The organism is Streptomyces fagopyri (assembly GCF_009498275.1).
Taxonomy (GTDB): domain Bacteria; phylum Actinomycetota; class Actinomycetes; order Streptomycetales; family Streptomycetaceae; genus Streptomyces; species Streptomyces fagopyri.
Window position 1 is genome coordinate 6,688,071 of record NZ_CP045643.1, and the last position, 25,560, is coordinate 6,713,630.

Sequence of the window (25,560 nt, forward strand, 5' to 3'; positions counted from 1 at the left end):
GTGCGCACCACCCCTCCCTCACCGGACCGCACCTGGAGGAGCCACGGCGATGGCTGAACACACCAGCTCGAGCATCACGATCGAGGCGGCACCGGCTGACGTCATGGCGGTCATCGCCGACTTCGCCCGTTACCCGGACTGGACCGGCGAGGTGAAGGAGGCCGAGGTGCTCGGCACGGACGGGCAGGGCCGCGCCGAGCAGGTACGCCTCGTCATGGACGCCGGTGCCATCAAGGACGACCAGACCCTGGGCTACACCTGGACCGGCGACCACGAGGTCTCCTGGACCCTCGTCAAGTCCCAGATGCTGCGCTCCCTGGACGGCTCGTACCTCCTCAAGCCCGCGGGCACCGGCGCCACCGAGGTCACCTACCGGCTCACGGTCGACGTCAAGATCCCCATGCTGGGCATGATCAAGCGCAAGGCCGAGAAGGTCATCATCGACCGCGCCCTGGCGGGCCTGAAGAAGCGGGTGGAGTCGGGCGACGCCGCCTGACCCGGCCCGCGGCCGGGCCGACCCGGGCCGACCCGGGTCGGCGTACGGACCGACGCGGGTCCGCCCGGAGGCGGACACGGGTTCGCAGCCGCGCCCACCCAGGCCCGCAGCCGTGCCCGTCCGGGGTCGCATGCGGGCTGACAGGGATCCTCATATGGGCTGACACGGGTTCCCAGCCGGGCCGAAGCGGGTCCGCAGCCGGGCCGGCGCGAGTTCGCAGCCGGGCCGAAGTGGGTCCGCAGCCGGGCCGAGCCCGGACGGCGTGCCGTTTCCGGGAGCGGCGTGCGGGCGACGGGGCGGGGCGGCGGGGACGCGCGGCGCGGGTAGCGTTCCCTCCCATGCGCACCATCCTGATCACCGGCTCCGGCGGCACCGGCCGTACCACCCTCGCGGCGGCCACCGCGCTGAAAGCCGCGGGTGAGGGCACCCGCACCCTGCTGCTGAGCGCCGACCGCACCGACACCCTCGGAGCCGCGCTCGGCACCCGCACGGGAGCGGAGCCCGTCGAAGCCGCCCCCGGCCTCACCACCTGGCGTCCCGACGCGACGGAACGCTTCCGCGAGGACCTCACCGCCTTCCAGGAACGCGCGACCACCGCCCTCGACCTGCTCGGCGCCGCCCGGCTGGACGCAGAGGAACTCACCCCCCTGCCCGGCGCCGAGGAACTGGCCCTGCTGCGCGCCCTGCGTGACGCGGCGACCTCGGACACCTACGGCCTCCTGGTCGTGGACCTCCCCCCGACCCCACAGGCCCTCGCCCTGCTCGCGCTCCCCGAGGAGCTCCGCCGCTATCTGCGCCGGCTGCTCCCCGCGGAACGCCAGGCCGCCCGGGCCCTGCGGCCCGTGCTCGGCCGCCTCGCCGGCGTCCCGATGCCCGCCGAATGGCTGTACGAGACGGCGGCGCGCTGGGACGTCGACCTCGCCGCGGTGACCTCGGTCGTCGAGGACCGTGCCACGACCGTACGGGTGGTCGCCGAGCCCGGACCCGCCGGCACCGACGCCGCCCGCACCGCCGTCACCGGCCTCGCCGTGCGCGGCCTGCGCGTCGAGACGCTGCTCGCCAACCGCGTACTGCCCACCGCCACCCAGGACACCTGGCTGGGTGCCCTCGCCGCTCAGCAGCACAAGGCGCTCGACGAGTGGCGGGAGACGTACGCCGTCCACGAGGTGCCGCACCTGGGCCGCGACCCGCGCGGCACCGACGACCTCGGCGCGCTCCCGGTCCCCGGTGTCAACGAAACGCCACCCCCGGTCGAGTGGCCCGTCCTCGACCACCTCGCCGAGGACGGTGTCCTCGTGTGGCACATCCCGCTGCCCGGCGCGATACGCGAGGAACTGGACCTGATCCGCAGGGGCGACGAACTGGTCGTCACCGTCGGCCAGTTCCGCCGGATCGTGCCGCTGCCGTCCGCGCTGCGCCGCTGCGCCGTGGACGGCGCAGCGCTGCGCGACGGAGAGCTGCGGATCCGTTTCGCGCCGGACCCGGATCTGTGGCCGCGCACACGGTGAACCGGGTACCCCTGTTCGGGTAACGTCGAAGGGAGGAACTGTAGGCAGGAGTCCGTCATGAGCGAAGAGCGCCCCACGTCCGACGCCGCTCAGCACGAGGCGGTGGACGAAGCGCGCGTCAGTGACGCCGACGCCTGGGCGAAGGCGTGCGCCGAGGATCTCGCGGCGGAGAAGGCCCGCCGCCGCACCCAGTACGGACCACCGCCGGGATCCGCGTCCGAGGAGCTGCGCAAGCTCGTCGACGCGGTCGCCGACAAGCTGTCCGGACTGAACTCGCCGCTGTTCGGAGCGATCGCCTCGGGCACCGCCCAGCAGATGGTCAGCCAGGTCGTGCAGCAGGCCAAGGCGGCCGTCGAACCGGTCATCGAACGCAACCCCGATGTCTTCGACCACCTCGCGGCCGCGGGCTCCGAGCTGCTCGCCGCCTACCGCTCGGCCGTCGAGGCACAGGAACGGCGCTGGACGACCCCGGACACCGGCCCCCGCGACGAGGGCACCGGTCCGGGGGAGCGGATTGACTTGGACTAAAGGCCGCTCGGGTACGGTTGGCCGTAGCGGGGCTCGACCGAAACTGAGGGATTCATGGGACTCACCATCGGCGTCGATATCGGCGGCACGAAGATCGCGGCCGGTGTGGTCGACGAGGAAGGCAACATTCTCTCGACCCACAAGGTGCCGACCCCCACCACGCCGCAGGCCATCGTGGACGCCATCGCCGCCGCCGTCGAGGGCGCGCGCGCGGGTCACGACATCGTCGGCGTGGGCATCGGTGCGGCCGGATACGTGAACCGCCAGCGCTCGACGGTCTACTTCGCGCCCAACATCGACTGGCGGCAGGAGCCGCTCAAGGCCGAGGTCGAGGCGCGCGTGGGGCTGCCGGTCGTGGTGGAGAACGACGCGAACGCGGCGGCGTGGGGCGAGTACAAGTTCGGCGCGGGCAAGGGCCACCGGAACGTCATCTGCATCACGCTGGGCACCGGCCTCGGCGGCGGCATCATCATCGGCAACAAGCTGCGCCGCGGGCACTTCGGTGTCGCCGCAGAGTTCGGCCACATCCGGATGGTGCCGGACGGTCTGCTGTGCGGCTGCGGCTCGCAGGGCTGCTGGGAGCAGTACGCATCCGGCCGCGCCCTCGTCCGCTACGCCAAGCAGCGGGCCAACGCGACCCCCGAGAACGCGGAGATCCTGCTCGCGCTGGGCGACGGCAACCCCGACGGCATCGAGGGCAAGCACATCTCGATGGCGGCGCGGCAGGGCGACCCGGTCGCGGTGGACTCCTACCGGGAGCTCGCCCGCTGGGCCGGCGCCGGTCTCGCCGACCTCGCCTCGCTCTTCGACCCTTCGGCCTTCATCGTCGGCGGTGGTCTGTCGGACGAGGGCGAGCTGGTCCTCGACCCCATCCGCAAGTCGTACAAGCGCTGGCTCGTCGGAGGCAACTGGCGTCCCGTGGCCGAAGTGATCGCCGCCCAGCTCGGCAACAAGGCGGGCCTCGTGGGCGCGGCGGACCTGGCCCGGGAGCCCGACCCGGTCATGTGACGCCCCCGCCACACACAGTCACCCGACACCGCCCGCCGCGCTCTTCGAAGCCGGCGGGCGCTGTCGTGCCGTGAGGATCTCCGCGGGGGCACGGCCGCGCGCCGGCACGTCCGCCGGGCGCGGGCGTCAGCCGCGGGGCCCCGGAACCGCGGCGCGACACCGCGGCGGAGCGGGCGCGGGCAACCGCGCGACCGGCCGCCCCCGGCCGCGGCCGGGAACCGGTCCGCCCCCGATTTCCGCCCGCCCGGCGGAGCGCCCCCGTATCTTGATCCGCATGGCGACGACCCCGCTGCCCGACTCCCGCACCGAACCCGACGGTTCCGCCGTCGTCCGGGTGCTCAGCTACAACATCCGCTCGATGCGCGACGACACCGACGCCCTCGCGCGGGTGATCAACGCCTGCGCACCGGACCTGGTCCTGATCCAGGAAGCCCCCCGCTTCTTCCGCTGGCGCAAGAAGCTGGCCCGTCTCGCGGCCGCCTCCGGCCAGATGATCCTCTCCGGTGGCGCCCCGGCGGCCGGCCCCGCACTCCTGTGCTCCCTGCGGGCCACCGTCGAGCGCACCGAGGACGTCCTGCTCCCGCTCACCCCCGGTCTGCACCGCCGCGGCTTCGCCACGGCCGTCGTCCGCTTCGGCGGGGCCCGCCTGGGCGTCCTGAGCTGCCACCTGTCGCTCGACGCGGACGAGCGGCACGAGCAGGGCGGCATGCTCCTGGACCGTCTCGCCGCCCTCGGCACCCCGCACGCCGTGGCGGGCGGTGACCTCAACGACCGCCCGGACGGCCGCACCTTCCAGCGCCTCGCGGCGTCACTCCAGGACGGCTGGGCCACCCGCCCCTGGGGCGCCGAGCACACCTGGATCCGCGACGCGCCGCACCGCCGTATCGACGCGGTCCTCGCGACGAAAGGCGTCGAGATCCTGGGGTGCGGAGTGCCCCTGGGCCAGCCCGGCGTGACGGAGACGGACCTGAGGGCGGCCACGGACCACCTGCCCGTACTGGCCGCCCTCAGAGTGCCGGCGTCCTGAGACACCGGTCGGGACACGCCGGCCCGGACACGCCGGTCGGGACACGCCGGTCGGGACACGCCGGCCCGGACACGCCGGCCCGGACACGCCGGCCCGGACACGCCGGCCCGGACACGCCGGCCCGGACACGCCGGCCCGGACACGCCGGCCCGGACACGCCCACTTCGGAGCGCTCCTGACCCGGTCGCACGTGCGGAACAGCCGACCCGGCACGCACGTGCCGGGACCGGCTCAGACCACCGCGCCCCGTCCGGGATCGTCCTCGTCCTCGTCGTCGGGGTTCATGCGCATCACGAGGGTGGCGAACCCGCCGAGGAAGCCGCCGATGCCCACGGTGGCGAGCCACCACGTCATGTCCCAGCCGAGCAGGACGGCCAGCAGCAGCACGATCGGACCGCCGATGACGGCGAGCCACGCGAACTTGGCCGTGGTGTCGGCGGTCGGCAGCGGAGGCGGCTCGGGCGGCACGAAATGGCCCTCGTCGTCCTCGTCGAAGTCCTCCTCGGCGGGCTCCGCCGCCCGGTAGTCGCGCGGACCGCCGACGCCGGGCGCGAAGGAGACGGAACTGCCGAGAGCCTCGGCGGCGGAGGGCCGGTCCCCGTCCTCGTCGTTCTTGCCGGGGTCGCTCGGGTCGCCCTTGTCGTTCTTGTCGCCCTTGTCACGCTTCTCGGGCCCGTCCCCGCGGCCGGTCGAGGTGCCGTTCGTCTCAGGACCGAGGAGGGCCAGGCCCTCGACCGACTTGAACGGTTTCGCGCCGGGCGGATCCTTCGGCTCCTCGCCGTACCCCTCGACGATCGCCTGCCACGCGGCGTCCTCGTCGAACGGCACGCCCTGCTCGTCCCCCGGGGGCCCGCCGACGGGTACGCCCTTCTCGTCGGGCTCGCCGCGCTCCGCGTCCTGCTCAGCCACCAGTGGCCGTCCCTTCCTGCTGACCCGCCTGAACCGCGCCGGACCGCTCGCCGACGCCGGGCGCGAGCCGGCCGATGAACGAGTAGCTCTCCTCGAAGACCCGGTCCGCGTCATGGTCCAACGTCGCCACGTGGTAGCTCTGTTCCAGCAGGATCTCCGTCACGTCCGTGGACGACACCCGGCTCAGGACGCGGGCCGAGTCCACCGGCGGCACCACATGGTCCTGCGGGCTGCGCAGCAGCAGGAGCGGCTGGGTGACCTGGGGCAGCTCCCCGTCGACGATCCGGTAGAAGTTCCGCATGGAGTGCGCGGCCCGCAGGGGCACCCGGTCGTAGCCCAGCTCCGTGACACCCTCCTTGGCGATGTCGCTCGCGATGCCGCCCACCGTCGGTACGAAGTGACGGAGCACGGGAAGGGCGTACGAGGCCGCCCCGTGCACCTTGTTCGCCGGGTTGACGACGACGACGCCGCTCACCTCGTCCCCGTGCTTCGCCGCCAGCCGCAGGGCCAGCGCGCCGCCCAGGGAGAGGCCGAGGACGAACACCCGGGTGCAGCGCTCCCGGAGGGCGCGCAGTTCGCGGTCCACCTCCGCGTACCAGTCCTGCCAGCCGGTGAGCTGCATGTCCTCCCACCGCGTGCCGTGTCCTGGCAGCAGCGGGAGCGCGACGGTCAGCCCGCGCTCGGCGAGGAACTCGGCCCAGGGACGCAGCGACTGGGGGGACCCGGTGAAGCCGTGGCAGAGGAGGACGCCGACCTCTCCGCCCTCGTGGCGGAACGGCTCGGCTCCAGGAAGAACCGGCACCTTCGGTCTCCTGTTCGTCGGGGCGGGCGGAACGGGACAAGCCGGGCGGGCGGACCGGAACAAGCCGGGCGACCCGAACGGAGGCGGAACACGACCCCGGAGATCCGGGCGTACTTCACCGTACGCGACCGCACTGACACCGACCAGGGTCGTCGGGTCCTTTGACAGTCCTCCGGGATAAGGTCTGAGCGACGACACAGGAGGCATTCGGTTGATCTACGGCGCCATGAAGTTTTCCATCGGAGGGCCGCTGAAGCTCGCCTTCAGGCCCTGGGTGGAAGGCCTCGAGAACATTCCCGCCGAGGGCCCCGCCATCCTGGCAAGCAATCATCTGTCGTTCTCGGACTCGTTCTTCCTGCCCGCGGTCCTCGACCGCAAGGTGACCTTCATCGCGAAGGCGGAGTACTTCACGACGCCCGGCGTCAAGGGCAGGATGACCGCCGCGTTCTTCAAGGGCGTGGGCCAGCTCCCGGTGGACCGCTCCGGTGCGCGCGGCGCGGGCGAGGCGGCGGTCAAGAGCGGTATCGACGTCATCGAGCGCGGTGAGCTGTTCGGCATCTACCCGGAGGGCACGCGTTCGCCCGACGGACGCCTGTACCGCGGCAAGCCGGGCGGCCTCGCGCGCGTGGCCCTCGCCACCGGCGCCCCGGTCATCCCCGTCGCCATGATCGACACGGAGAAGATCCAGCCGCCGGGCAAGGTGATGCCCAAGCTGATGCGTCCGGGCATCCGTATCGGCAAGCCGCTCGACTTCAGCCGGTACAACGGCATGGAGCACGACCGCTTCGTGCTGCGCGCGGTGACCGACGAGGTCATGTACGAGATCATGAAGCTCTCCGGCCAGGAGTACGTCGACGTCTACGCGACCGCCGCCAAGCGGCAGATCGCGGACGCGGCGAAGGCCGAGAAGCAGGCGCAGAAGGAAGCCGAACAGGCGCAGAAGGAGGCCGCGAAGGCGGCCGAGACCGAAGAGGGACGGGCGGGCGGCTCCTAGACGCGTTCGTCGGGGCGGTGGCGGTGGGGGTGGGGGCATGGCCAAGCGCGAGAGAGTCATGAGGATGTCGGTCGAGCAGCCGCTGTGGCGTGCGCTCACCGCGTACCGCGTGCTCACGATGCTGTACGCGATCGGGCTCTTCGTCACCGCGACGGACAGGTTCGCCCACCCCTGGGTGGCCGTCGGCTACTACGCCGTCCTGTTCGTCTGGACCCTGGCGACCCTTCCCCGGGTCGCGAACGCGGCGAGCTGCACGAAGCGCTTCCTCGCCGCCGACCTGGCCGTGGCGCTCACCGGCATCCTGCTCACGCCGGTCGCGGTCACCCACCACAGCATCGTGGTCGGCGGACCCACGCTCCCGTCGATATGGACCGCGGGTTCCGTCCTGGCCTTCGCCATCAAGGGCGGCTGGCGCTGGGCGGCCTTCGCCTCCACGCTCGTCGCGGCCGCCAACCTGGTCGAGCGCGGCGCCCCCACCCGCGACACCGTCCACAACGTGATCCTCGTCTGGGTCGCGTCCATCGCCATCGGCTACGTCGTCGAGGTCGCCCGCGCCTCCGAGCTCACCCTCGCCCGCGCCCTGGAGATAGAGGCGGCCACCCGCGAACGCGAGCGCCTCGCCCGGGACATCCACGACGGGGTCCTCCAGGTCCTCGCCATGGTGCAGCGGCGCGGCAGCGCCCTCGGCGGCGAGGCCGCGGAGCTCGGCCGGATGGCCGGCGAGCAGGAGGTGGCGCTGCGCACGCTGGTCTCCGGCGGACTGCTGCCCGTCTCGCGGGTGTCCGAGGACGCCGCGCTCGGCGCGGTGGTACGGGCCGTCGAGGAGCCGGACGACGACGCGGGCCCCGTCGATCTGCGCGTGCTGCTCGCCCCGTACGCCACCGCGCGCGTGACCCTCTCCGAGCCGGGCGCCCCGGTGCCGCTGACCCCGGTGGCCGCCCGGGAGCTGGCCGCGGCCGTCGGCGCCGCCCTGGACAACGTGCGCGAGCACGTCGGGGAGGGCGCCCGTGCGTGGATCCTGGTCGAGGACGAGCCGGACGCGGTGATCGTCACCGTGCGCGACGACGGCCCCGGCATCCCGGAGGGGCGCCTCGCGCAGGCCGAGGGGGAGGGGCGGCTCGGCGTGGCCCTGTCGATCCGCGGCCGGCTGCGCGAGCTGGGCGGCGCGGCCGAACTGATCTCGGTCCCGGGCCAGGGCACCGAGGTCGAACTGAAGGTACCGAAGGTCTGACGGGGGAAGGCGGAGCGACGATGACGGACATGGCGGACGCGGCGGGCAGGGTGGACACGGCGGGCATGGCGGACACGGTAGGCATGGCGGACACGGCGGGCATGGCGGGCGCAGCGGAAGCGGCGGGGGCGGAGCGGCGGACGGGGGAGGACCCGATCAAGGTCATGGTGGTGGACGATCACCCCATGTGGCGTGACGCCGTGGCCCGTGATCTCGCCGCGGCCGGTTTCGCCGTGGTGGCCACGGCGGGCGACGGCGAGCAGGCGGTGCGGCGTGCGCGGGCCGTCGGCCCGGACGTGCTCGTGCTCGACCTGAACCTGCCGGCCAAGCCCGGTGTCCAGGTCTGCAAGGAGCTGGTCGGAGCCAACCCCGCGTTGCGCGTCCTCGTGCTGTCGGCCAGCGGTGAGCACGCCGACGTCCTGGAGGCGGTGAAGTCCGGGGCGACCGGCTATCTGCTGAAGTCGGCGTCCACGGAGGAGCTGACCGACGCGGTGCGCCGCACGGCGGTCGGCGACCCGGTCTTCACCCCGGGCCTCGCGGGTCTGGTCCTCGGCGAGTACCGCAGGCTCGCCTCCGAGCCCGTACCGTCCGCGGGCGCGGGTGAGCCCAAGGCGCCGCGGCTGACCGACCGCGAGACCGAGGTGCTCCGTCTGGTGGCGAAGGGTCTGAGTTACAAGCAGATCGCCGAGCGGCTGGTGATCTCCCACCGCACGGTCCAGAACCATGTGCAGAACACCCTGGGCAAGCTCCAGCTGCACAACCGGGTGGAGCTGGTCCGCTATGCCATCGAGCGTGGTCTTGACGAGGCGTAAACCCTGTGTTGTCCACCATCGAGTGAATGATGAGTGATCAACACCCGCACATTTCAACGGAATTGCCCTTCCGCCCCATAACGAAGTGACCTGGATCACTATTAGCGTGAGTCCCCTCAGGCAATCGCGGCGAAGGGACTTTTCCATGCGGGTCGGAGTACTGACCGGAGGCGGCGACTGCCCCGGACTCAACGCCGTCATCCGGGGCATCGTCCGCAAGGGCGTGCAGGAGTACGACTACGACTTCGTCGGCTTCCGGGACGGCTGGCGCGGACCGCTCGAGAACGACACCGTCCGGCTCGACATCCCCGCCGTACGCGGCATCCTGCCCCGCGGCGGCACCATCCTCGGCTCCTCGCGGACGAATCCGCTCAAGCAGGAGAACGGCATCCGGCGCATCAAGGAGAACCTCGCCAAGCAGGAGGTCGAGGCGCTCGTCGCGATCGGCGGCGAGGACACCCTGGGCGTGGCCGCACGCCTGCACGACGAGTACGGCATCCATGTCATCGGGGTGCCGAAGACCATCGACAACGACCTGTCCGCCACCGACTACACCTTCGGCTTCGACACGGCCGTCGGCATCGCGACGGAGGCGATCGACCGCCTGCACACGACCGCCGAGTCGCACATGCGTGTCCTCGTCGTCGAGGTGATGGGCCGTCACGCCGGCTGGATCGCCATCCACTCCGGTCTCGCGGGCGGCGCGAACGTCATCCTCATCCCCGAACAGCGCTTCGACGTCGACCAGGTCTGCGCCTGGGTCACGTCGCGCTTCAAGGCCTCGTACGCCCCGATCGTGGTCGTCGCCGAGGGTGCCATGCCCAAGGACGGCGACGCGGTGCTGAAGGACGGCACGCTCGACTCCTTCGGCCACGTCCGGCTCTCCGGCGTCGGGGAGTGGCTGGCCAAGGAGATCGAGAGGCGGACCGGCAAGGAGGCCCGCACCACGGTCCTCGGCCACGTCCAGCGCGGCGGCACCCCCAGTGCCTTCGACCGCTGGCTCGCCACCCGCTTCGGTCTGCACGCCATCGAGGCGGTCCGTGACGGCGACTTCGGCAAGATGGTCGCTCTGCGCGGCACGGACATCGTCCGGGTCCCGATCGCGGAGGCCACGGCCAAGCTGAAGACGGTCGACCCCAAGCTGTACGAGGAGGTCGGCGTCTTCTTCGGCTGAGCCGCCCGCCGACGCGCCGCCACGCCCCGCGCGTGGCGGCGCGCCGGTGTTCCGGCCCCCGCGGGAGCCGGCCCCGGCGGTACCGGTCCGCGCGCCGGACGAGCGGCTGAGGCCGGGCCCGTGAGCGGCGCGGACGGTCCGCGGCGAGAAGACCGCGAACTCGGCGGCCCCCTGGTGGGCCTCGTGGACACCCTCGCCCTCGGCGTGCAGGCCGACGAGAAGCCCCTGAGCGGGGCTGACGAGAGGCCCCTGAGCGGGGCTGACGAGAGGCCCCTGGAGAAGAAGGCCTTCGCGGATCGTCACGAGGTCCGCCGGCCCGGTGTCCCCGCCCGGCCGAGGACACCCTCGGGCACGGCGCCCCGACGCCGCCGGCCGGACCACCGGCACCACGGCGCGCGACGTCCTCGACTACATCACCGGCCGCCGTTCGGACAACGTGCCGGTGTCGCGAAGCCGAGCGATCAGCTCCCGTACGACGGCGGTCCCGTTCAGCGTCAGCACCGACTCCGGATGGAACTGGACGCCCGCGAACCCGGGCCCGCGCAGCGCGTGCACCTCCCCGGCACCGCTGCGCGCGACCTCGACGCCGTGTGCCGCCAGCTCCGCCGCCTCCTCGTCGTCGCAGCGCGCCACGAAGCTGTTGTAGAAGCCGACGGTCTCCGCCCGCCCGAACAGATCGATCGTGGTCTGCGCGCCCTGGTGGGGGACCTCCTTGCGGACGGTCTCCAGGCCCAGCTCCACCGCGATCAGCTCGTGGCCCAGGCACACGCCGAGCACCCCGTGCCGGTGCTCCCGAATCACCTCGGACGTGAGGCCGCGCAGGAACCGCATCTTGGGGTCGTCCGTGTCGGAGGGGTCACCGGGGCCGGGACCGAGCACGACCGGACCGGCGTGCGCGCGGACCGCCCCCCGCAGCCCCGGTTCGTCGTACCGCCGCACGGTCACCTCCAGCCCCGACGACCGCAGCACGTGCGCGAGCATCGCGGTGAAGGTGTCCTCCCCGTCCACCACCAGGGCGTGGCACTCCAGGGCGTCGGTCCGCTCCTGCATCCGCAGCCAGAACGGCGCGAGCGAGGCCCGCCGGCCGTCGAGCGCGGCCCGCACCCGCGGATCGTCGGCGAGCCTCGGCCGTACGCCCGGTGCGCGCGGGCCGCTCTCCACGACCCCCAGGGCCGCCAGCACCCCCGCCGCCTTCGCGTGCGTCTCCGCGACCTCGCCCGCCGGGTCCGAGCCCCGGACCAGGGTGGCGCCCACCGGCACCCGCAGCCGTCCGTCCGCGCCGATGTCGGCGGTCCGGATGAGGATGGGGGAGTCGAGGGTCTGGGAGCCGCCCGCGTCCCGCCCGAGCAGGGCCAGCGCCCCCGCGTAGTAGCCGCGTGCGACACCGTCCCGCCCGAGGGGCTCGTACCGCTCGATCACCCGGCACGCGTTCTGCACCGGCGACCCGGTGACCGTCGCCGCGAACATGGTCTCCTTCAGGACCTCGCGCGCGTCCAGTGACGACCGGCCCCGCAACTCGTACTCGGTGTGCGCGAGATGGGACATCTCCTTCAGCCGCGGCCCGATCACGACCCCGCCCATGTCGCCGACCGTGCACATCATCTTGAGCTCCTCGTCCACGACCATGGACAGCTCCTCGATCTCCTTGCCGTCGGCGAGGAAGCCGAGCAGACCCTCGGCGGAGGGTCCCCCGGCGGGATAGCGGTACGTCCCGCTGATCGGGTTCATCACCACGGTCCCGCCGGACATCCGCACGTGCACCTCGGGGCTCGCCCCGACCAGCGTCCGGCTCCCGGTGTGCACGACGTACGTCCAGTACGCGCCCCGCTCGCCGACCAGCAGCCGCCGGAAGAGGGCCAGCGCGTCGGCCTTCCCGAACCCCGGGATCTTCCCCTCGTACGTACGCCTGATGACGAAGTTCGCCCCTTCGCCGCGTCCGATCTCGTCGCGCAGCACCCGCCCGACGATCCCGGCGTACTCCTCGTCGCCGACGTCGAAGCCCCCGCCCTCGACCCGCACGTCGTGCGCAGGCAGCTCGGCCAGCGCCTGCTCCAGCGGCAGCTCGTGCGTCTCCTCGGGGGTCAGTGCCGCGAGCGGTGTGCCGTCGTCACGGACGTCGAAGCCGCGCTCGCGGATCTGGCGGAAGGGGACGAGCGCGAGGGCCTCGTCGGGCAGGTCCGCGAGCCGCTCGTACTCGGCCACGGGCCCGAGCAGCACCTCCACCGTGCCGCCCTCCTCGGCGGAGCGGCCGGGGGTGCGGCGGCACAGCAGGGCGAACGGGCGGGGATCGTCCAGCAGGTCGAGCAGATTCATCGGTCCTGTTCCTTCTCACATCGGAGAGGAACGACCCCGGAGAACGCCGAAGGCCGCCCCTCGGGCGGCCTTCGCGAAGTCTTGCGTACGCGCAGTCAGTGGGCCGCCGGATGAGCGGTCCACCACCAGGTCTGGTGCGAGTGCGCGAACATGCGCCGCACATTACCGGACGCCGGGGGACGGGCGACAGCGCGACGCGTGGGGGCGTGGCGGTAGCGCGTGCCGTTCGCGCGTGCCGCTCGGGTTCCGTCCATTCGTTCGAGAGTGAGGGTGTCCGTGCCCGCGGCGGTCCAGTGATCTCCCTAGAGTGCGTCCGGCGCGGCGCGGGCCGGGCGCCGCCGGAAACCACCGGCTCCGCCGGCGGACCCGCAGCTCACACCGCCTGCCGGACCGTCCCGGGGCGGGCGTGGCACGTCTCAATCGCTGGGCACCGGGAGAGGACGCCGCGCGTGACCCCGTAGTGTGGTGTAGGTGACCGTGAACGCTAAGTCCAGCGCGAGCGCTGGCAACACCTGGCGAGACCTGCCCGCGGCGCAGCAGCCCGAGTACCCCGATGCCGAGGCTCTGCGCGATGTGATCGCGGACCTCGAGTCGTATCCGCCGCTCGTCTTCGCGGGCGAGTGCGACCAGCTGCGCGCCCGGATGGCATCCGTCGCCAAGGGAGAGGCGTTCCTCCTCCAGGGCGGCGACTGCGCCGAGGCCTTCGACGCGGTGTCGGCCGACCAGATCCGCAACAAGCTCAAGACCCTGCTCCAGATGGGTGCCGTACTCACCTACGCCGCCTCGGTGCCGGTGGTGAAGGTCGGCCGGATCGCCGGCCAGTACTCCAAGCCGCGTTCCAAGGGCACCGAGACCCGGGACGGCGTGACCCTGCCGACGTACCGCGGCGACTCGGTCAACGGGTTCGACTTCAACGAGAAGGCCCGCATCCCGGACCCCGAGCGGCTGAAGCGGATGTACAACGCGTCCGCCTCCACCCTCAACCTGGTGCGCGCCTTCGCCACCGGCGGGTACGCCGACCTGCGCCAGGTCCACGCCTGGAACCAGGACTTCGTGCGGTCGTCCCCCTCGGGCCAGCGCTACGAGCAGCTGGCGCGCGAGATCGACAACGCGATGAACTTCATGCGGGCCTGCGGCACCGACCCGGAGGAGTTCAAGACCGTCGAGTTCTACGCCTCCCACGAGGCGCTGCTCCTCGACTACGAGTCGGCGCTGACCCGCGTCGACTCCCGCACCGGCAAGCTGTACGACGTCTCGGGCCACATGGTGTGGATCGGTGAGCGCACCCGGCAGCTGGACGGCGCGCACATCGAGTTCGCCTCCAAGATCCGCAACCCGATCGGCATCAAGCTGGGTCCGACGACGACGGCCGAGGACGCGCTGCACTACATCGACCGTCTCGACCCGGAGCGCGAGCCGGGCCGGCTCACCTTCATCGTGCGGATGGGCGCGGACAAGGTCCGCGACAAGCTGCCCGAGCTGGTCGAGAAGGTCAGCGCCTCCGGCGCGACCGTCGCCTGGGTGACCGACCCGATGCACGGCAACACCTTCGAGGCGGCCTCGGGTCACAAGACCCGCCGCTTCGACGACGTGCTCGACGAGGTCAAGGGCTTCTTCGAGGTCCACAAGGGCCTGGGTACGCACCCCGGCGGCATCCATGTCGAACTCACCGGTGACGACGTCACCGAGTGCGTGGGCGGCGGCGACGAGATCTTCGTCGACGACCTGCACCAGCGCTACGAGACGGCGTGCGACCCGCGCCTGAACCGCAGCCAGTCCCTTGACCTGGCCTTCCTGGTCGCCGAGATGTACCGGGACCAGTAGCGGATCGAGGTCTGTTCCGTCCCTCGCGGCGGAGTGTGATGGGGCGCGGATCACATACGATCCGCGCCCCCTCGCGCTTTTGCGGACTCGGGACGGCGGGTAAGGTTAGGTTAGCCTCACCGTTCATCGGGAGGGCATGACCTGTCGACCCCGCCCCGGGAGGTGAACCGCGTGTACGTCTGCAGCTGCTTCGGTGTCACCGAGGCGCAGGTGAAGAAGCACGCGGAGGACGGCGCCTGCACCCCGCGCCAGATCGCGTCGGTGAGCAAGGCGGGCACGGACTGCGGGTCGTGCGTCCGTCAGATCCAGTCCCTGCTGGGACGCGGCGCGTGCCCGCGCCGGGAGCTCGCGGACCAGGGCCGGCCGGCCCTCGCGGAGCTCTCCGGTCTCGCGGGTCACCCCATGCCCGCGGTGACGGCCGAGGCCGCCTAGTTCCCGTACCGGCTCCGCCGCCGGGTCAGCTCTCCGGCTGCTCGATCAGCTGCGCGATGTACAGCGCCTCGCCGAGCTTCTCGACCAGTTCCAGCTGGGTGTCCAGATAGTCGATGTGGTGCTCCTCGTCCTCGAGGATCGACTCGAAGATGTTCGCGGACGTGATGTCGCCCTTGTTGCGCATCACCTCGATCCCGCGCTTGAGGCGGTCGATCGCCTCGACCTCCACCTGCCGGTCGGCCTGGAACATCTCGGTGACGGTCTGGCCCACCCGGACGTGGAACAGCCGCTGGTAGTTGGGCAGGCCCTCCAGGAACAGGATGCGGTCGGTGAGCACCTCCGCGTGCTTCATCTCGTCGAAGGACTCGTGCCGCGTGTACTTCGCGAGCTTCGTCCAGCCGAAGTTCTCCTGCATCTTCGCGTGCAGGAAGTACTGGTTGATCGCGGTCAGCTCGCCGGTGAGCTGCTCGTTGAGGAACTCGATGACCTCGGGGTCGCCCTGCATCGCAGAGGCTCCTTCCAAGCGGGGGGAACTGGGCAGGTTGCGCCGCATCCTCGCACCGGCGTCCCGGGCCGTCCAGTAAGTACACGCTTAGTAGGAGTTGCCCTGATAGGGACTGTGCTGGTCATGGGCACCGCCCCGGGTCTGTCAGGATGGAGTCATGGGTCAGCCGGTGGAGCGGGGAACGGGAACGGCGGCACAGTCGGAGCTTCCGCCGGGACAGCGACTGCAGCGTGGCTGGCCCGTCACGCACTACGGTCCCGTGCCCAAGTTCCGCCCCGAACGCTGGGAGTTCAGGGTCTTCGGCGCCACCGCGGACGGCGAGAAGCGCTGCTGGACCCACGAGGAGTTCACGGCCCTGCCGTACACCTCGGTCATGGCCGATCTGCACTGTGTCACGAAGTTCAGCATGCTCGGGGCCGAATGGGGTGGCATCCCCGCGCGCACGATCCTGGAGATCGCTCCGCCCTCGCCCGCGGTCTCCCATGTGATGGTCTGGGCCGAGTACGGATTCAGCTCGAATCTGCGCCTCGACGACTTCGCCTCCGACCGCGCGATCTTCGCCACACACAAGGACGGCGAACTGCTGACGGCGGAGCACGGGTTCCCGCTCCGTCTGGTCGTCCCGCATCTCTACGCCTGGAAGGGGCCCAAGTGGGTCCGCGGCGTCGAGTACATGACGGCCGACCGCCGCGGATTCTGGGAGGAACGCGGCTATCACAACATCGGCGACCCGTGGCGCGAGCAGCGCTACTCGTACCAGGAGGAGCCCGGGGACGGCCCGGAGCTCTGACCGCCCCGAGCTCCGACCTGCCCCGAGCTCCGACCTGCCCCGGCGAGTGCGTCAGTGGTGGTGGCGGTGCACCAGGGCGTGGCCCTTGCCGCGGCTGGTGGCCTGTGCGGCCGTCGACCAGGTGACCCCGCCCATGGTGTGGGCAGGGGTGTGCGCGGGTCTCTCGGAACTGGTGTGCGTCTCGTGCCGCACGCGGACCCCCGGCGTCAGGTGGTGGTTCCCGTACGAGCGGAACCATCCGTCCCGACCTCATACCCCTAGGGGGTATTCCCGGATCGACGGGTTCAGCCGTCGCGGAGCTTCTTCAGCCGCTCCACGTCGGCCGCGTGCCCCTCCTTGCCGCCGGGTGTCTCGATGATCAGCGGTACGCCCTCGGTGGCGGGGTGGGTCATCAGCGCGCGGAACGGGTCCTCGCCGATATGGCCGGAGCCAATGTTCTCGTGGCGGTCCTTGTGGGCGCCGACCACATCCTTGGAGTCGTTCGCGTGGATCAGCCTGAGCCGGCCCTCGCCGACGGTGTCCACCAGCAGATCCAGGGTCCGGTGCATCCCGTCCGGCCCGGTCAGGTCGTGGCCCGCCGCGTAGATGTGGCAGGTGTCGAGACAGACCCCCAGCTTCGGATGGGCGTCCAGCGCCTCGAAGTACGGCCCGAAGTCCCAGGTGCGGGAGCAGAGGGAGGCGCCCTGGCCCGCGGTCGACTCCAGGAGCAGGTACGGGTCGTCGTCGTGGGTCAGCTCGCCCAGCAGCGGCAGCAGGTGCTCGCGTACCTGTGCGAGGGCCACCGCACGCTCCCGGCCCCCGGTGGCGCTGCCCGTGTGCACGACCACGCCGAGCGCGCCGATCTCCCGGCCCCGGCGCAGCGAGTGCCGCAGCGACTCCACCGACCTCTCGGCCGTCGCCGCGGTGTGCGAACCGAAGTTGATCAGATACGGGGCGTGCACGTACGCGGTGATCGAGCCGGCCGCGCAGGCCGCGCGGAACCGCTCGTCCTGTCCGGGATTCCCGGCGGGCGTCGCCCAGCCGCGCGGGTTGGCGACGAAGACCTGGACGCTCTCCGCGCCGATCTCGCGCGCGTAGGCCAGACCGACGGAGTCGAGACCGCCGGCCACGGGGACATGGCCGCCGACGGGGTTGCGGAGCTGCTTGCTGGTCACACCCTTCAGGGTGTCACGCGCTCCGGTGGAACCCTTCGGCGGACCTTCACGTTCCGGTCGGCGGACCGCCGGGGCCGGACTCCGTGGATTCCGGCACCGGCCGGCGGACGTCCGGGCTCAGCGGATCTCGATGGTGATCGTCGATCCCTTGGGCGCTGTCCTGCCGCCGGCCACCGACTGGTTCTTGACGTGGTCCCCGAAGAGTCCGAGCAGTCCACGGTCCTCGTCGACCTCGAACCCGGCGTCCTCCAGTGCCTTCTTCGCGTCGTCCACGCTGTCGCCCACCACGTCCGGGACCGACACCATCTCAGGACCCTTGGAGACCGTCAGCGTGACGGTGTCGCCCGTGGCGGCCTCGCTGCCCGATTCCGGCGACTGCCGCGCCACCTGCCCCTTGTCGAACTCCGAGGTGACCCGCTGGGCCGCGATCCGCACCTTCAGGCCCGCCTGTTCGAGCTCCGCCGTGGCGTCCTCGACGGACGTCCCCGTGACATCCTCGACCTCCACCGGACCGCCCTTGCTGACGACGAGGGCGATGGCCGAGCCGGCGTGCCGCCGCGTGCCCGCCTCCGGGTCCGTACGGATCACCGAGCCCCTGGCCACGTCCCCGCTGAACTCCCGGGTGGTCATGCCAGCGGCGAGTCCGTCACCCTTCAGCAGCTCCCTGGCCCTGGACAGCGTGACGCCTTGGAGGTCGGGCACGCGCACCGTCTTCGGTCCGTCGGAGACGGTCAGCGACACGGAGTCGTGGTCACGGATCCGCGCGCCGGGCTGCGGATCGCTGCTGATCACGGTGCCGCGCTTCACGGTGTCGCTGTACGCGTGCTTGACCTGCCCGACGTCGAGACCGGCCGCCTCGATCCGTGACCTGGCCTGTGTCTCGGTCTTCGCCAGCAGCAGCGGGACCTTGGTGAACTGGCCGGAGTTGATGTACCAGACGCCCGCGCCGAGGCCGAGCGCCAGCAGGATCGCGGTGACGATCAGGATCGTGCCGCGCCGGGAGCGTGAGCCGCGCCGCCGGGCGGGGGCGGGCGGCTCGGAGGCCAGCACACTGGTCCGGTCGAACCGGCTGGTCCGGTCGGCCCCGCCTTCCCCGCCGTCCGCGAAGCCTTCGTTCACCGGCAGCAGACGCGGCACGGACAGGGAGCGCGGGATCACGCTGGTGCGGTCCTCCGCGTTGTCGTGGCCCGCGGTGAGTGCCTGTGGCGGTACGGCGTCGAGCTGCTCGGCACTGAGCCCCGCGCGTGCCTCCAGCACCTGGCCGAGGAGCGTCACCGCGTCGTGCGGGCGCATCCCGGGGTCGCGGGCGGTCGCCGCGGCGACCAGCTGGTCGAGGGCGAAGGGCATGCCCGGCACGGCGGCCGAAGGCGGCGGCACGTCCGCGTGCAGATGCTGGTAGAGCACCTGGGCCGGGGAGTCGCCGGAGTGCGGCTTGCCGCCGGTGAGCATCTCGTAGAGGACGACTCCGCAGGCGTACACGTCGACGCGGGTGTCGGCGGTGCCGTGCTCGATCTGCTCGGGAGCGAGGTACGACACCGTGCCGAGTACGGCCCCCGTCGTCTGCGTGACCGTGTCCACCGCCCGCACGAGGCCGAAATCCGCCACCTTGACCCGGCCGTCGTCCCCTATGAGGACGTTCTCCGGCTTCATGTCACGGTGCACGAACCCGGCGCGGTGCGCGGCGCCGAGCGCGGCGAGCACCGGCTCCAGGACGTCCAGCGCGGCCCGCGGCTGGAGCGCCCCGCGCTCGCGCAACACGTCGCGCAGGGTGCAGCCCGCGACGTACTCCATGGCCAGGTAGACGTACGACCCGTCCGTCCCCTGGTCGAAGACCTGCACCACGTTGGGGTGCGCGAGCCGGGCAACCGACTTGGCCTCCCGTATGAACCGTTCGACGAACGAGACGTCGGCGGCCAGCGTCGGGTGCATCACCTTGAGCGCGAGCACGCGGTCCAGGCGGGTGTCCAGGGCCCTGTAGACCGTGGCCATCCCGCCGACCGCGATCCGGGCGTCGACGCGATAGCGGCCGTCGAGCATCTGCCCGACAAGCGGGTCCTGAAGGGTCGTATCCACGCAAGGGAGTCTACGAGCCGTCGCCGTCGGCCCTCCCGGTCCGGCCCGTACCGGGGCGGGACTGCAGCCGACCTGTGACGCACATCGCGCCGAAGGGGTGACGCGGCCCGCTCCGCCGGCGGCCGGCCCCGCCGCCCGGAGCCCCGCACGTTCCGACCGGCCGGAAACAGCCGCCGCACCGGCCGGCGGAGGAGCCCGCGACGACACGCGAGGGTGCCCCGGCGGGCGGTCCGCCCCCGGCGGGGCACGGGACTGCGCTCAGAAGGCCGGCCTCTCCGGATCCAGCCGCGCCAGGCCCTCCGCGGGCGAGGACGCCGAGGCGAAGTGCCGCCGGGGAATCCGCCCCGCGCGCCGCGCCAGACGCCCCGCCTCCACGGCGTGCCGCATGCCCTCGGCCATCAGCACCGGTTCCTGCGCACGGGTGACGGCCGAGGCGAGCATCACACCGGCGCACCCCAGCTCCATCGCCAGCGCCGCGTCCGACGCCGTACCGGCCCCCGCGTCCAGGATCACCGGCACGCGCGCGTGCTCCACGATCAGCTCGAAGTTGTGCGGGTTGCGGATCCCCAGGCCGGACCCGATGGGCGAGCCCAGCGGCATGACCGCCGCGCACCCGACGTCCTCCAGCTTGCGCGCGAGCACGGGGTCGTCGTTCGTGTAGGGCAGCACCGTGAACCCGTCGTCGACCAGCGTCTCCGCGGCGTCGAGCAGCTCGATCGGGTCGGGCAGCAGGGTGCGCTCGTCGGCGATGACCTCCAGCTTGACCAGGTCCGTGCCGAGCGCCTCCCGTGCGAGCCGCGCGGTGAGCACGGCCTCGCCCGCGGTGAAGCACCCCGCCGTGTTCGGCAGCACCCGGATGCCGAGCCGGTCGAGCACGGACAGCACGGAGCCGTGCGCCGCGGGATCCACCCGGCGCATCGCGACCGTCGTCAGCTCCGTACCGGACGCCACGAGCGACCGTTCCAGCACGTCGAGACTGGGCGCACCCCCCGTACCCATGATCAGCCGGGACGAGAAGGACGTACCTCCGAGGACGAACGGATCGTCGGCCATGGGTTCAGCCTCCCTGGACTGCGGTGAGGACCTCGACGCGGTCTCCCTCGCGCAGGGGCGTGGACGACCACTGGGTGCGCGGGACGACGGTCTCGTTGAGCGCGGCCGCGACGCCGGAGGGCGCCGCGGTGAGGGTGGCGACGAGTGTGCCGAGGGCGGTGTCCGCGGCGACGAGCCGGCGCTCGCCGTTGACGAGGATGTTCATACGGGCTGCTCCGTGCGGGTCGGGCTGAACCGGTGGGGGGTGAAGGGGCGCGCTTCCTCGGGGACTTCCCCCGAGGCGAGGACGTGCGCCATGACGTCCCCGGTGACGGGAGTGAGCAGGACGCCGTTGCGGTGGTGGCCGGTGGCCAGCAGCAGTCCGTCGAGCCCGGTCGGGCCGAGCAGCGGAGCGTTGTCGGGCGAGCCGGGGCGCAGTCCGGCCCGCGTCTCGGTGAGCGGCAGTTCGGTGATCCCGGGCACCAGCTCGTGGGCGTCGCGCAGCAGTTCGTACACCCCGCCCGCGGTCACCGTGGTGTCCCAGCCCAGCTCCTCGCTGGTCGCGCCGACGACGAGCTCGCCGCTCTCGCGTGGCACCAGATAGACCTGACTGCCGCGGACCACCGCCCGCACGGTACGGCTCAGGAACGGCGCGTACCGCTTCGGCACCGTCAGCCGCAGCACCTGCCCCTTCACCGGGCGCACGGGCGGCCGTACGTCGTCCGGCACGCCGTCGAGCCTCCCGCTGAGGCTGCCCCCGGCCAGCACCACCCGCGCCGCCTCCAGTCCGTCGCCGGCCGCGGTGACGACCCCGGTGGCCCGATCCCGGACCACCGTCAGTCGCTCCGCCCAGCCGCGGTGGAACACCACCCCGGCCCGCTCGCACGCCGTGACCAGGGCCTTCGCGAGGCGGCGCGGGTCGATCTGGTGGTCGCCGTCGACGCGCAGACCACCACGGACACCGGGCGCGAGCATGGGTTCGAGACGGCGGCACTCCCGACCGCTGAGCCACTCCGAGTCGAGCCCCGAACGGATCTGCAGGGCGTGCAGTTCACGCAGATGGGCGCGGTCGTCGGAGTCCAGGGCGACGGCCAGCGTGCCGCACCGGCGGTAGCCGAGATCCTGGCCCGCCGCCTCGGTGAGCTCGGCGACGAAGTCCGGATAGCGGCGCGCGGAGGCGAGGTTCAGGCCCAGCAGGGTCTGTTCGCCGTAGTGGAGTTCGGTGACGGCGGCGAGCATTCCGGCGGCCACCTGCGCGGCCCCGCCGCCGGGTTCCGGGTCCACGACCGTCGTGGCGAACCCGCGCTGCGCGGCCCGCCACGCCGTGACCAGGCCGATGATCCCGCCCCCCACCACCAGGACGTCGGACGTGACGGACCTCTCCGCCGGTGTACGCGACATGGGCGTCCAGCCCCTCCCTTCGCCGGCATGACCCGGATCAGGTTCGTACGGTCGGAGGCCGCCAGCCTCCCTCTCAGCCCGGTACGTCCGGGCTCCCGCGAGTGCTCTACGTTGACCACCCTAGCTCGCTGCCGCACGCCTCAGTAAGGGAGCCTCCGCGCATGGCCCGTTCGCTCGACGGCCTCGTCCTCGCCCCGGTCACCGATCAGGCGCCGGGCCAGGTGGGGACCGGCACCCGGTTCACGTACCACGAGAAGGACGGCGGGATCTGGGCCGAGTACGCGGGCGGGGACATCGCCCGCGGCCGTCTCGTGGGAACCCGGCGGGGCGACCGCCTCGACTTCCGGTACGTCCAGCTGGGACACGACGGCACGACGTCCGGAGGGCACTGCGTGTCCGTCGTGGTGGAGCTCGCCGACGGCCGGCTGCGGCTGGAGGAGACCTGGGAGTGGGAGTCGAGGCCGGGCCGGGGGACCAGCGTGGTGGAACAGGTGGAACCGGTGGAACGGGCCGGACACCCGGCGGGGGCCCCCGCACGACGGGCGGACCGGCTGGGGGCGCCGTTCGCGTGTGCCGGCCGAGTGTGGCGTGCGCGGGATGGGAGCGGGGGCCAACCGTTGGGGCAGGTTGTCTACGTCTGGAGCATGACACACGAGTGAATCTTGAGCATATGATCTGATCATGACATTGAGAATGCGCATAGCTACAGTCGTAGGCGCCGTTGCTGCCGCCACCATGCTGACCGTCACCAGCGCCTCCGCTGTCGCCATCGAGGATGACCTCGCTACCAGCACGACGGACCCGGGCAATGACACAATCTGTACCTCGACCGGCTCGTGGTCCCAGGCCTGCTTCTACGCCAATGGTGACTGGTTCGGCGTCAAGGACGACTTTAAAGACGATCTCTCGGCCGTCGTCGCTTGGGAAGTGGTGGACGCCAGCGGCCGGGTCGTTCGTGCCGGGAACATTTGGAACAATGCGGGTTCCGACGCAGGTTGGCGCTTTAAGAACAAGAACTTCCCTGAGGGAGACTTCATCTCGTTCAGGGCTTGTAGGGGCAGTTACCCAAGGCTGCACATACAGGACGGCTCCTGCGGTGCGGAGCGCTCGGCCTACGTCTAGGCTTCGGTCGTCGAAGCCCGCCCGCCATCCGACGGATTCCAGGGTTCGCCGCAACACTGCCCTGCACGCCATGGATGGACCCACCCCGTTTGACGGCTGTTGAGCCGTGCCACTCTCGTGCCAAACGGGCGGCAACTCAGGGAGAACCGGGGCACAGCGCGGGCAGCATGACGGCACTGCGCGAGTCGAGGAACCTCAACTCGGCGCGTGATCGCCCCACCTCGCTCCTCAAGCGGTGGTGGTCAGCAAGGCCGGTGGCAATACAGCAGCGAAGTACAGCAACCATCGCGACCCGGCCTGACCGCCACCGACTCTGAGTGACCGACCGACGTGCCCTGTGGACCTCAGTGACCACCGTGCCCATAGTGCGCATCGAGGGGGCAGCCCTCAGATGGGAGCTCCTGACGACGTCGGCGTGCGAGCGTAGCGAGCCTTGAAGGTCGCGCAGACGGCCGGCGATCCGGTCGTGCCCCTCTCGGAGGCGTCGTGCGGTCCGATTCCGAGGTCTGCCCAGATGGCTCGCTGACCGCTAACGTGCTGGTCATCAGCGGTTTTGGTCGCTAGTGGGGTTGCTAACGTTAGCGATCTCTGCCGCTAGCGTTAGCGACTCCTCGGGGGCCGAGGCTGGGCCGTCTGTGGGCCGTCCGAGGGTGGCCGACCACGACAGGCAACGACAGACGACGAACGCTTAATCCCTGGTTATCGGGGCGCCGCGCACACCATTTGCAGGTAAGCGATACCTGTCACGTGTCTATGGTGATCAGGTGAGCGAGCAGACGCAGGGGCAGACGCAGGGGTCCACGGCACGCCGGGTCGTCATCGCGGGCGCGGGCATGGCCGGCGTACAGACCGCGGTGGCCCTGCGCGAACAGGGCTTCACCGGCGCCGTGACATTGATCGGCGCCGAGCCGCACCAGCCGTACGACCGGCCGCCGTTGTCCAAGGCGGTGCTGCTCGGCAAGGCCGAGCACTCCGCCTTCGACATCGACTTCGAGGCACTGGGCATCGAACTGAGACTCGGCTGCGAGGCGCTGGGCCTGCGCCCCGGGGACCATGAACTGGACACCGCCGCGGGACCGGTCCGCTACGACCTGCTGGTCCTGGCGACCGGCGCGGAACCGATCCAGCTCCCCGGCGCCGAGGGCATGCCCGGCGTCCATCTCCTGCGCACCCTGGACGACGCCGAACGGCTGCGCCCCGTGCTCGCCCGGCAGCACGACATCGTGGTGGTCGGGGCGGGCTGGATCGGCGCGGAGTTCGCCACGGCGGCACGTGAGGCGGGGTGCGCGGTGACGGTCGTCGAGGCCGCCGACCGGCCGCTGGCCGGGGCGCTGCCCGCCGAGGTGGCCGCGCCGATGGCGGCCTGGTACGCGGACAGCGGGGCCTCGCTGCGCACGCACGCGCGCGTGGAGCGCGTCGAGCCCGGCGCCGTGGTGCTCGACGACGGATCCCGGGTGCCCGCGGGCGCCGTGGTCGTCGGCATCGGCGCCCGGCCCGCCACCGCCTGGCTGGCCGGCTCCGGCATCGAGCTCGGAGCCCACCGCGAGGTCGTGGCCGACAACCACCTGCGCACCTCCCTGCCGGACGTCTACGCGGTCGGCGACTGCGCCTCCTTCCCCTCGGGCCGGTACGAGGAGCGCCTCCTCGTCCACCACTGGGACAACGCCCTGCAGGGACCGCGCACGGTGGCGGCGAACATCATCGGCGAGGCCCCGGCGGCGTACGACCCGGTTCCGTACTTCTGGTCCGAGCAGTTCGGCCGTTTCGTCCAGTACGTCGGCCACCACGCGCCCGCCGACACGACCGTCTGGCGCGGCGACCCGGCGAGCGCCGCCTGGACGGTCTGCTGGCTGCGCGACTCCCGCCTCGTCGCCCTTCTGGCGGTGGGCCGTCCCCGCGACCTGGCCCAGGGCCGCCGTCTGATCGAGGCGGGCATGCCGCTGGACCCGGAGATCCTGTCGGACCCGTCACGTCCCCTGAAGGAGGCCATGGCCTAGGACGCGTCCGCGCAGTCCCTCGGGGCTCCGTCAGGGGGCGGGCCTCGCGGCGCGTCCGTCGTGTGCCGTCGGCGCGCCGGACGCGGTGGGCCTCGTACCTGAAGTACCCGGGGCTGCCCGGTGCGGCGGGCGTGCGTGCGGGGCGTCGCGGTGCGGCGGGGGTGCGTGCGGGGCGGTCGCGAGGCGGCGAGTGTGCGTGCGGGGTGTCGCGAGGCGGGCGGGACCTCGCGGCCACGGGCCGGGCGGGCTCCGCCACCCGCCGGCACGCGACCGGCCGGGGCTCCGGAGACCCCGGCGGGCGCGGCCCCGGCGCGGCCTCGGCGCGGCCTCGGATCTCCGGCGGACGGGTGAAGGGCGCTCGGAAGGCCCGCGGCGGGCGGGGGAAGGGTGCGTCCGGTCCGGGCGGTCCCCCTCGCCGGACGCGGCCG

General features: G+C 72.2%; 25 protein-coding genes, 1 pseudogene and 1 riboswitch. Of the genes and pseudogenes, 15 read left to right on the plus strand and 11 right to left on the minus strand.

Translation table 11 applies throughout. The features are described 5' to 3' along the window. Window positions 1-49 precede the first annotated feature (49 nt). The 5 genes from GFH48_RS28850 to GFH48_RS28870 all read left to right on the plus strand — a co-directional run bounded on the left by GFH48_RS28850 (window position 50) and on the right by GFH48_RS28870 (window position 4,567). Complete coding sequence (locus GFH48_RS28850) at window positions 50-496, plus strand: SRPBCC family protein (protein WP_153291028.1); 447 nt, start codon at window positions 50-52, stop codon at window positions 494-496. A 338-nt stretch (window positions 497-834) separates the two neighbouring features. Beyond that, window positions 835-2,004 (plus strand): ArsA family ATPase, encoded by a 1,170-nt coding sequence (locus GFH48_RS28855; protein ID WP_153291029.1) that lies wholly within the window; start codon window positions 835-837, stop codon window positions 2,002-2,004. 57 nt (window positions 2,005-2,061) lie between these two features. After that, window positions 2,062-2,532 (plus strand): DUF5304 domain-containing protein, encoded by a 471-nt coding sequence (locus GFH48_RS28860; RefSeq protein WP_153291030.1) that lies wholly within the window; start codon window positions 2,062-2,064, stop codon window positions 2,530-2,532. Window positions 2,533-2,586: 54 nt separating this feature from the next. Beyond that, window positions 2,587-3,540 (plus strand): ROK family glucokinase, encoded by a 954-nt coding sequence (locus GFH48_RS28865; protein WP_153291031.1) that lies wholly within the window; start codon window positions 2,587-2,589, stop codon window positions 3,538-3,540. Window positions 3,541-3,814: 274 nt separating this feature from the next. After that, window positions 3,815-4,567, plus strand: a complete 753-nt coding sequence (locus tag GFH48_RS28870) for an endonuclease/exonuclease/phosphatase family protein (RefSeq protein ID WP_153291032.1) — start codon at window positions 3,815-3,817, stop codon at window positions 4,565-4,567. 231 nt (window positions 4,568-4,798) lie between these two features. Here GFH48_RS28870 and GFH48_RS28875 read toward each other — a convergent pair whose 3' ends face one another. Together GFH48_RS28875 and GFH48_RS28880 are read right to left on the minus strand one after the other, a co-directional pair. Then, on the minus strand, window positions 4,799-5,476 hold the full coding sequence (locus tag GFH48_RS28875; protein ID WP_153291033.1) for a hypothetical protein: 678 nt from the start codon (window positions 5,474-5,476) through the stop codon (window positions 4,799-4,801). Continuing rightward, complete coding sequence (locus GFH48_RS28880) at window positions 5,469-6,278, minus strand: alpha/beta hydrolase (protein ID WP_153291034.1); 810 nt, start codon at window positions 6,276-6,278, stop codon at window positions 5,469-5,471. The genes GFH48_RS28875 and GFH48_RS28880 overlap by 8 nt, the downstream gene beginning before the upstream one ends. A gap of 226 nt (window positions 6,279-6,504) precedes the next feature. Between GFH48_RS28880 and GFH48_RS28885 the strand changes: the two genes are divergently transcribed. From GFH48_RS28885 to GFH48_RS28900, 4 genes are all read left to right on the plus strand, one after another. Continuing rightward, window positions 6,505-7,272 carry a lysophospholipid acyltransferase family protein gene (locus tag GFH48_RS28885; protein WP_153291035.1) on the plus strand — a complete coding sequence of 256 codons (768 nt, stop codon included), beginning with the start codon at window positions 6,505-6,507 and terminating at the stop codon, window positions 7,270-7,272. A gap of 37 nt (window positions 7,273-7,309) precedes the next feature. Further along, a complete protein-coding gene (gene macS, locus GFH48_RS28890; protein WP_153291036.1) occupies window positions 7,310-8,503 on the plus strand; it encodes a MacS family sensor histidine kinase in 1,194 nt (397 codons plus the stop codon). Window positions 8,504-8,667: 164 nt separating this feature from the next. Further along, window positions 8,668-9,315 carry a response regulator gene (locus GFH48_RS28895; RefSeq protein WP_153293163.1) on the plus strand — a complete coding sequence of 216 codons (648 nt, stop codon included), beginning with the start codon at window positions 8,668-8,670 and terminating at the stop codon, window positions 9,313-9,315. 145 nt (window positions 9,316-9,460) lie between these two features. After that, window positions 9,461-10,489 (plus strand): 6-phosphofructokinase, encoded by a 1,029-nt coding sequence (locus tag GFH48_RS28900; protein ID WP_153291037.1) that lies wholly within the window; start codon window positions 9,461-9,463, stop codon window positions 10,487-10,489. Between the two features lie 408 nt (window positions 10,490-10,897). Here GFH48_RS28900 and GFH48_RS28905 read toward each other — a convergent pair whose 3' ends face one another. Both GFH48_RS28905 and GFH48_RS40185 read right to left on the minus strand, forming a co-directional pair. After that, window positions 10,898-12,802: an anthranilate synthase family protein gene (locus tag GFH48_RS28905; protein ID WP_153291038.1), complete on the minus strand. Its 1,905-nt coding sequence runs from the start codon at window positions 12,800-12,802 to the stop codon at window positions 10,898-10,900. A 95-nt stretch (window positions 12,803-12,897) separates the two neighbouring features. Beyond that, complete coding sequence (locus GFH48_RS40185) at window positions 12,898-13,056, minus strand: trp operon leader peptide (RefSeq protein WP_153291039.1); 159 nt, start codon at window positions 13,054-13,056, stop codon at window positions 12,898-12,900. Window positions 13,057-13,273: 217 nt separating this feature from the next. Between GFH48_RS40185 and GFH48_RS28915 the strand changes: the two genes are divergently transcribed. Further along, on the plus strand, window positions 13,274-14,626 hold the full coding sequence (locus GFH48_RS28915; RefSeq protein ID WP_153291040.1) for a class II 3-deoxy-7-phosphoheptulonate synthase: 1,353 nt from the start codon (window positions 13,274-13,276) through the stop codon (window positions 14,624-14,626). Between the two features lie 162 nt (window positions 14,627-14,788). Beyond that, complete coding sequence (locus GFH48_RS28920) at window positions 14,789-15,058, plus strand: (2Fe-2S)-binding protein (RefSeq protein ID WP_153291041.1); 270 nt, start codon at window positions 14,789-14,791, stop codon at window positions 15,056-15,058. 25 nt (window positions 15,059-15,083) lie between these two features. Here GFH48_RS28920 and bfr read toward each other — a convergent pair whose 3' ends face one another. Continuing rightward, window positions 15,084-15,563: a bacterioferritin gene (gene bfr, locus GFH48_RS28925; RefSeq protein ID WP_153291042.1), complete on the minus strand. Its 480-nt coding sequence runs from the start codon at window positions 15,561-15,563 to the stop codon at window positions 15,084-15,086. 157 nt (window positions 15,564-15,720) lie between these two features. Between bfr and GFH48_RS28930 the strand changes: the two genes are divergently transcribed. Beyond that, complete coding sequence (locus tag GFH48_RS28930; protein WP_153291043.1) at window positions 15,721-16,353, plus strand: sulfite oxidase-like oxidoreductase; 633 nt, start codon at window positions 15,721-15,723, stop codon at window positions 16,351-16,353. A 51-nt stretch (window positions 16,354-16,404) separates the two neighbouring features. On the opposite strand, the gene GFH48_RS28935 is transcribed toward GFH48_RS28930, so the two are convergent. The 6 genes from GFH48_RS28935 to thiO form a co-directional block, all read right to left on the minus strand. Continuing rightward, complete coding sequence (locus tag GFH48_RS28935; protein WP_153291044.1) at window positions 16,405-16,545, minus strand: hypothetical protein; 141 nt, start codon at window positions 16,543-16,545, stop codon at window positions 16,405-16,407. Between the two features lie 92 nt (window positions 16,546-16,637). After that, on the minus strand, window positions 16,638-17,516 hold the full coding sequence (locus tag GFH48_RS28940; protein WP_153291045.1) for a deoxyribonuclease IV: 879 nt from the start codon (window positions 17,514-17,516) through the stop codon (window positions 16,638-16,640). A gap of 108 nt (window positions 17,517-17,624) precedes the next feature. Next, on the minus strand, window positions 17,625-19,580 hold the full coding sequence (pknB, locus tag GFH48_RS28945; RefSeq protein WP_194280710.1) for a Stk1 family PASTA domain-containing Ser/Thr kinase: 1,956 nt from the start codon (window positions 19,578-19,580) through the stop codon (window positions 17,625-17,627). A 258-nt stretch (window positions 19,581-19,838) separates the two neighbouring features. Then, the gene (locus GFH48_RS28950) at window positions 19,839-20,633 is read right to left on the minus strand and encodes a thiazole synthase (RefSeq protein ID WP_153291046.1); all 795 of its coding nucleotides are present in this window, start codon (window positions 20,631-20,633) and stop codon (window positions 19,839-19,841) included. A 4-nt stretch (window positions 20,634-20,637) separates the two neighbouring features. After that, window positions 20,638-20,838, minus strand: a complete 201-nt coding sequence (gene thiS / locus GFH48_RS28955; protein WP_153291047.1) for a sulfur carrier protein ThiS — start codon at window positions 20,836-20,838, stop codon at window positions 20,638-20,640. Continuing rightward, on the minus strand, window positions 20,835-22,013 hold the full coding sequence (thiO, locus tag GFH48_RS28960; RefSeq protein WP_153291048.1) for a glycine oxidase ThiO: 1,179 nt from the start codon (window positions 22,011-22,013) through the stop codon (window positions 20,835-20,837). Before thiO ends, thiS begins: the two co-directional genes overlap by 4 nt. Further along, window positions 22,011-22,122: riboswitch (TPP riboswitch) on the minus strand. (Overlaps the previous gene by 3 nt.) A gap of 52 nt (window positions 22,123-22,174) precedes the next feature. Here thiO and GFH48_RS28965 point away from each other — a divergent pair. The 3 genes and pseudogenes from GFH48_RS28965 to GFH48_RS28975 form a co-directional block, all read left to right on the plus strand. Then, window positions 22,175-22,507: pseudogene (locus GFH48_RS28965) on the plus strand (hypothetical protein); the annotation flags it as partial. 187 nt (window positions 22,508-22,694) lie between these two features. Next, the gene (locus GFH48_RS28970; RefSeq protein ID WP_153291049.1) at window positions 22,695-23,135 is read left to right on the plus strand and encodes a hypothetical protein; all 441 of its coding nucleotides are present in this window, start codon (window positions 22,695-22,697) and stop codon (window positions 23,133-23,135) included. A gap of 764 nt (window positions 23,136-23,899) precedes the next feature. Next, window positions 23,900-25,132: an NAD(P)/FAD-dependent oxidoreductase gene (locus GFH48_RS28975; protein WP_153291050.1), complete on the plus strand. Its 1,233-nt coding sequence runs from the start codon at window positions 23,900-23,902 to the stop codon at window positions 25,130-25,132. Window positions 25,133-25,560 lie beyond the last annotated feature (428 nt).

Excerpts from the sequence above, each read along its gene's own strand:
- GFH48_RS28850 (WP_153291028.1), top strand. The coding sequence starts at position 50 with ATGGCTGAACACACCAGCTCGAGCATCACGATCGAGGCGGCACCGGCT.
- GFH48_RS28855 (WP_153291029.1), top strand. The coding sequence starts at position 835 with ATGCGCACCATCCTGATCACCGGCTCCGGCGGCACCGGCCGTACCACC.
- GFH48_RS28860 (WP_153291030.1), top strand. The coding sequence starts at position 2,062 with ATGAGCGAAGAGCGCCCCACGTCCGACGCCGCTCAGCACGAGGCGGTG.
- GFH48_RS28865 (WP_153291031.1), top strand. The coding sequence starts at position 2,587 with ATGGGACTCACCATCGGCGTCGATATCGGCGGCACGAAGATCGCGGCC.
- GFH48_RS28870 (WP_153291032.1), top strand. The coding sequence starts at position 3,815 with ATGGCGACGACCCCGCTGCCCGACTCCCGCACCGAACCCGACGGTTCC.
- GFH48_RS28885 (WP_153291035.1), top strand. The coding sequence starts at position 6,505 with ATGAAGTTTTCCATCGGAGGGCCGCTGAAGCTCGCCTTCAGGCCCTGG.
- macS (WP_153291036.1), top strand. The coding sequence starts at position 7,310 with ATGGCCAAGCGCGAGAGAGTCATGAGGATGTCGGTCGAGCAGCCGCTG.
- GFH48_RS28895 (WP_153293163.1), top strand. The coding sequence starts at position 8,668 with ATGGTGGTGGACGATCACCCCATGTGGCGTGACGCCGTGGCCCGTGAT.
- GFH48_RS28900 (WP_153291037.1), top strand. The coding sequence starts at position 9,461 with ATGCGGGTCGGAGTACTGACCGGAGGCGGCGACTGCCCCGGACTCAAC.
- GFH48_RS28905 (WP_153291038.1), bottom strand. The coding sequence starts at position 12,802 with ATGAATCTGCTCGACCTGCTGGACGATCCCCGCCCGTTCGCCCTGCTG.
- GFH48_RS40185 (WP_153291039.1), bottom strand. The coding sequence starts at position 13,056 with ATGGACGGAACCCGAGCGGCACGCGCGAACGGCACGCGCTACCGCCAC.
- bfr (WP_153291042.1), bottom strand. The coding sequence starts at position 15,563 with ATGCAGGGCGACCCCGAGGTCATCGAGTTCCTCAACGAGCAGCTCACC.
- GFH48_RS28930 (WP_153291043.1), top strand. The coding sequence starts at position 15,721 with ATGGGTCAGCCGGTGGAGCGGGGAACGGGAACGGCGGCACAGTCGGAG.
- GFH48_RS28950 (WP_153291046.1), bottom strand. The coding sequence starts at position 20,633 with ATGGCCGACGATCCGTTCGTCCTCGGAGGTACGTCCTTCTCGTCCCGG.
- thiS (WP_153291047.1), bottom strand. The coding sequence starts at position 20,838 with ATGAACATCCTCGTCAACGGCGAGCGCCGGCTCGTCGCCGCGGACACC.
- thiO (WP_153291048.1), bottom strand. The coding sequence starts at position 22,013 with ATGTCGCGTACACCGGCGGAGAGGTCCGTCACGTCCGACGTCCTGGTG.
- GFH48_RS28970 (WP_153291049.1), top strand. The coding sequence starts at position 22,695 with ATGACATTGAGAATGCGCATAGCTACAGTCGTAGGCGCCGTTGCTGCC.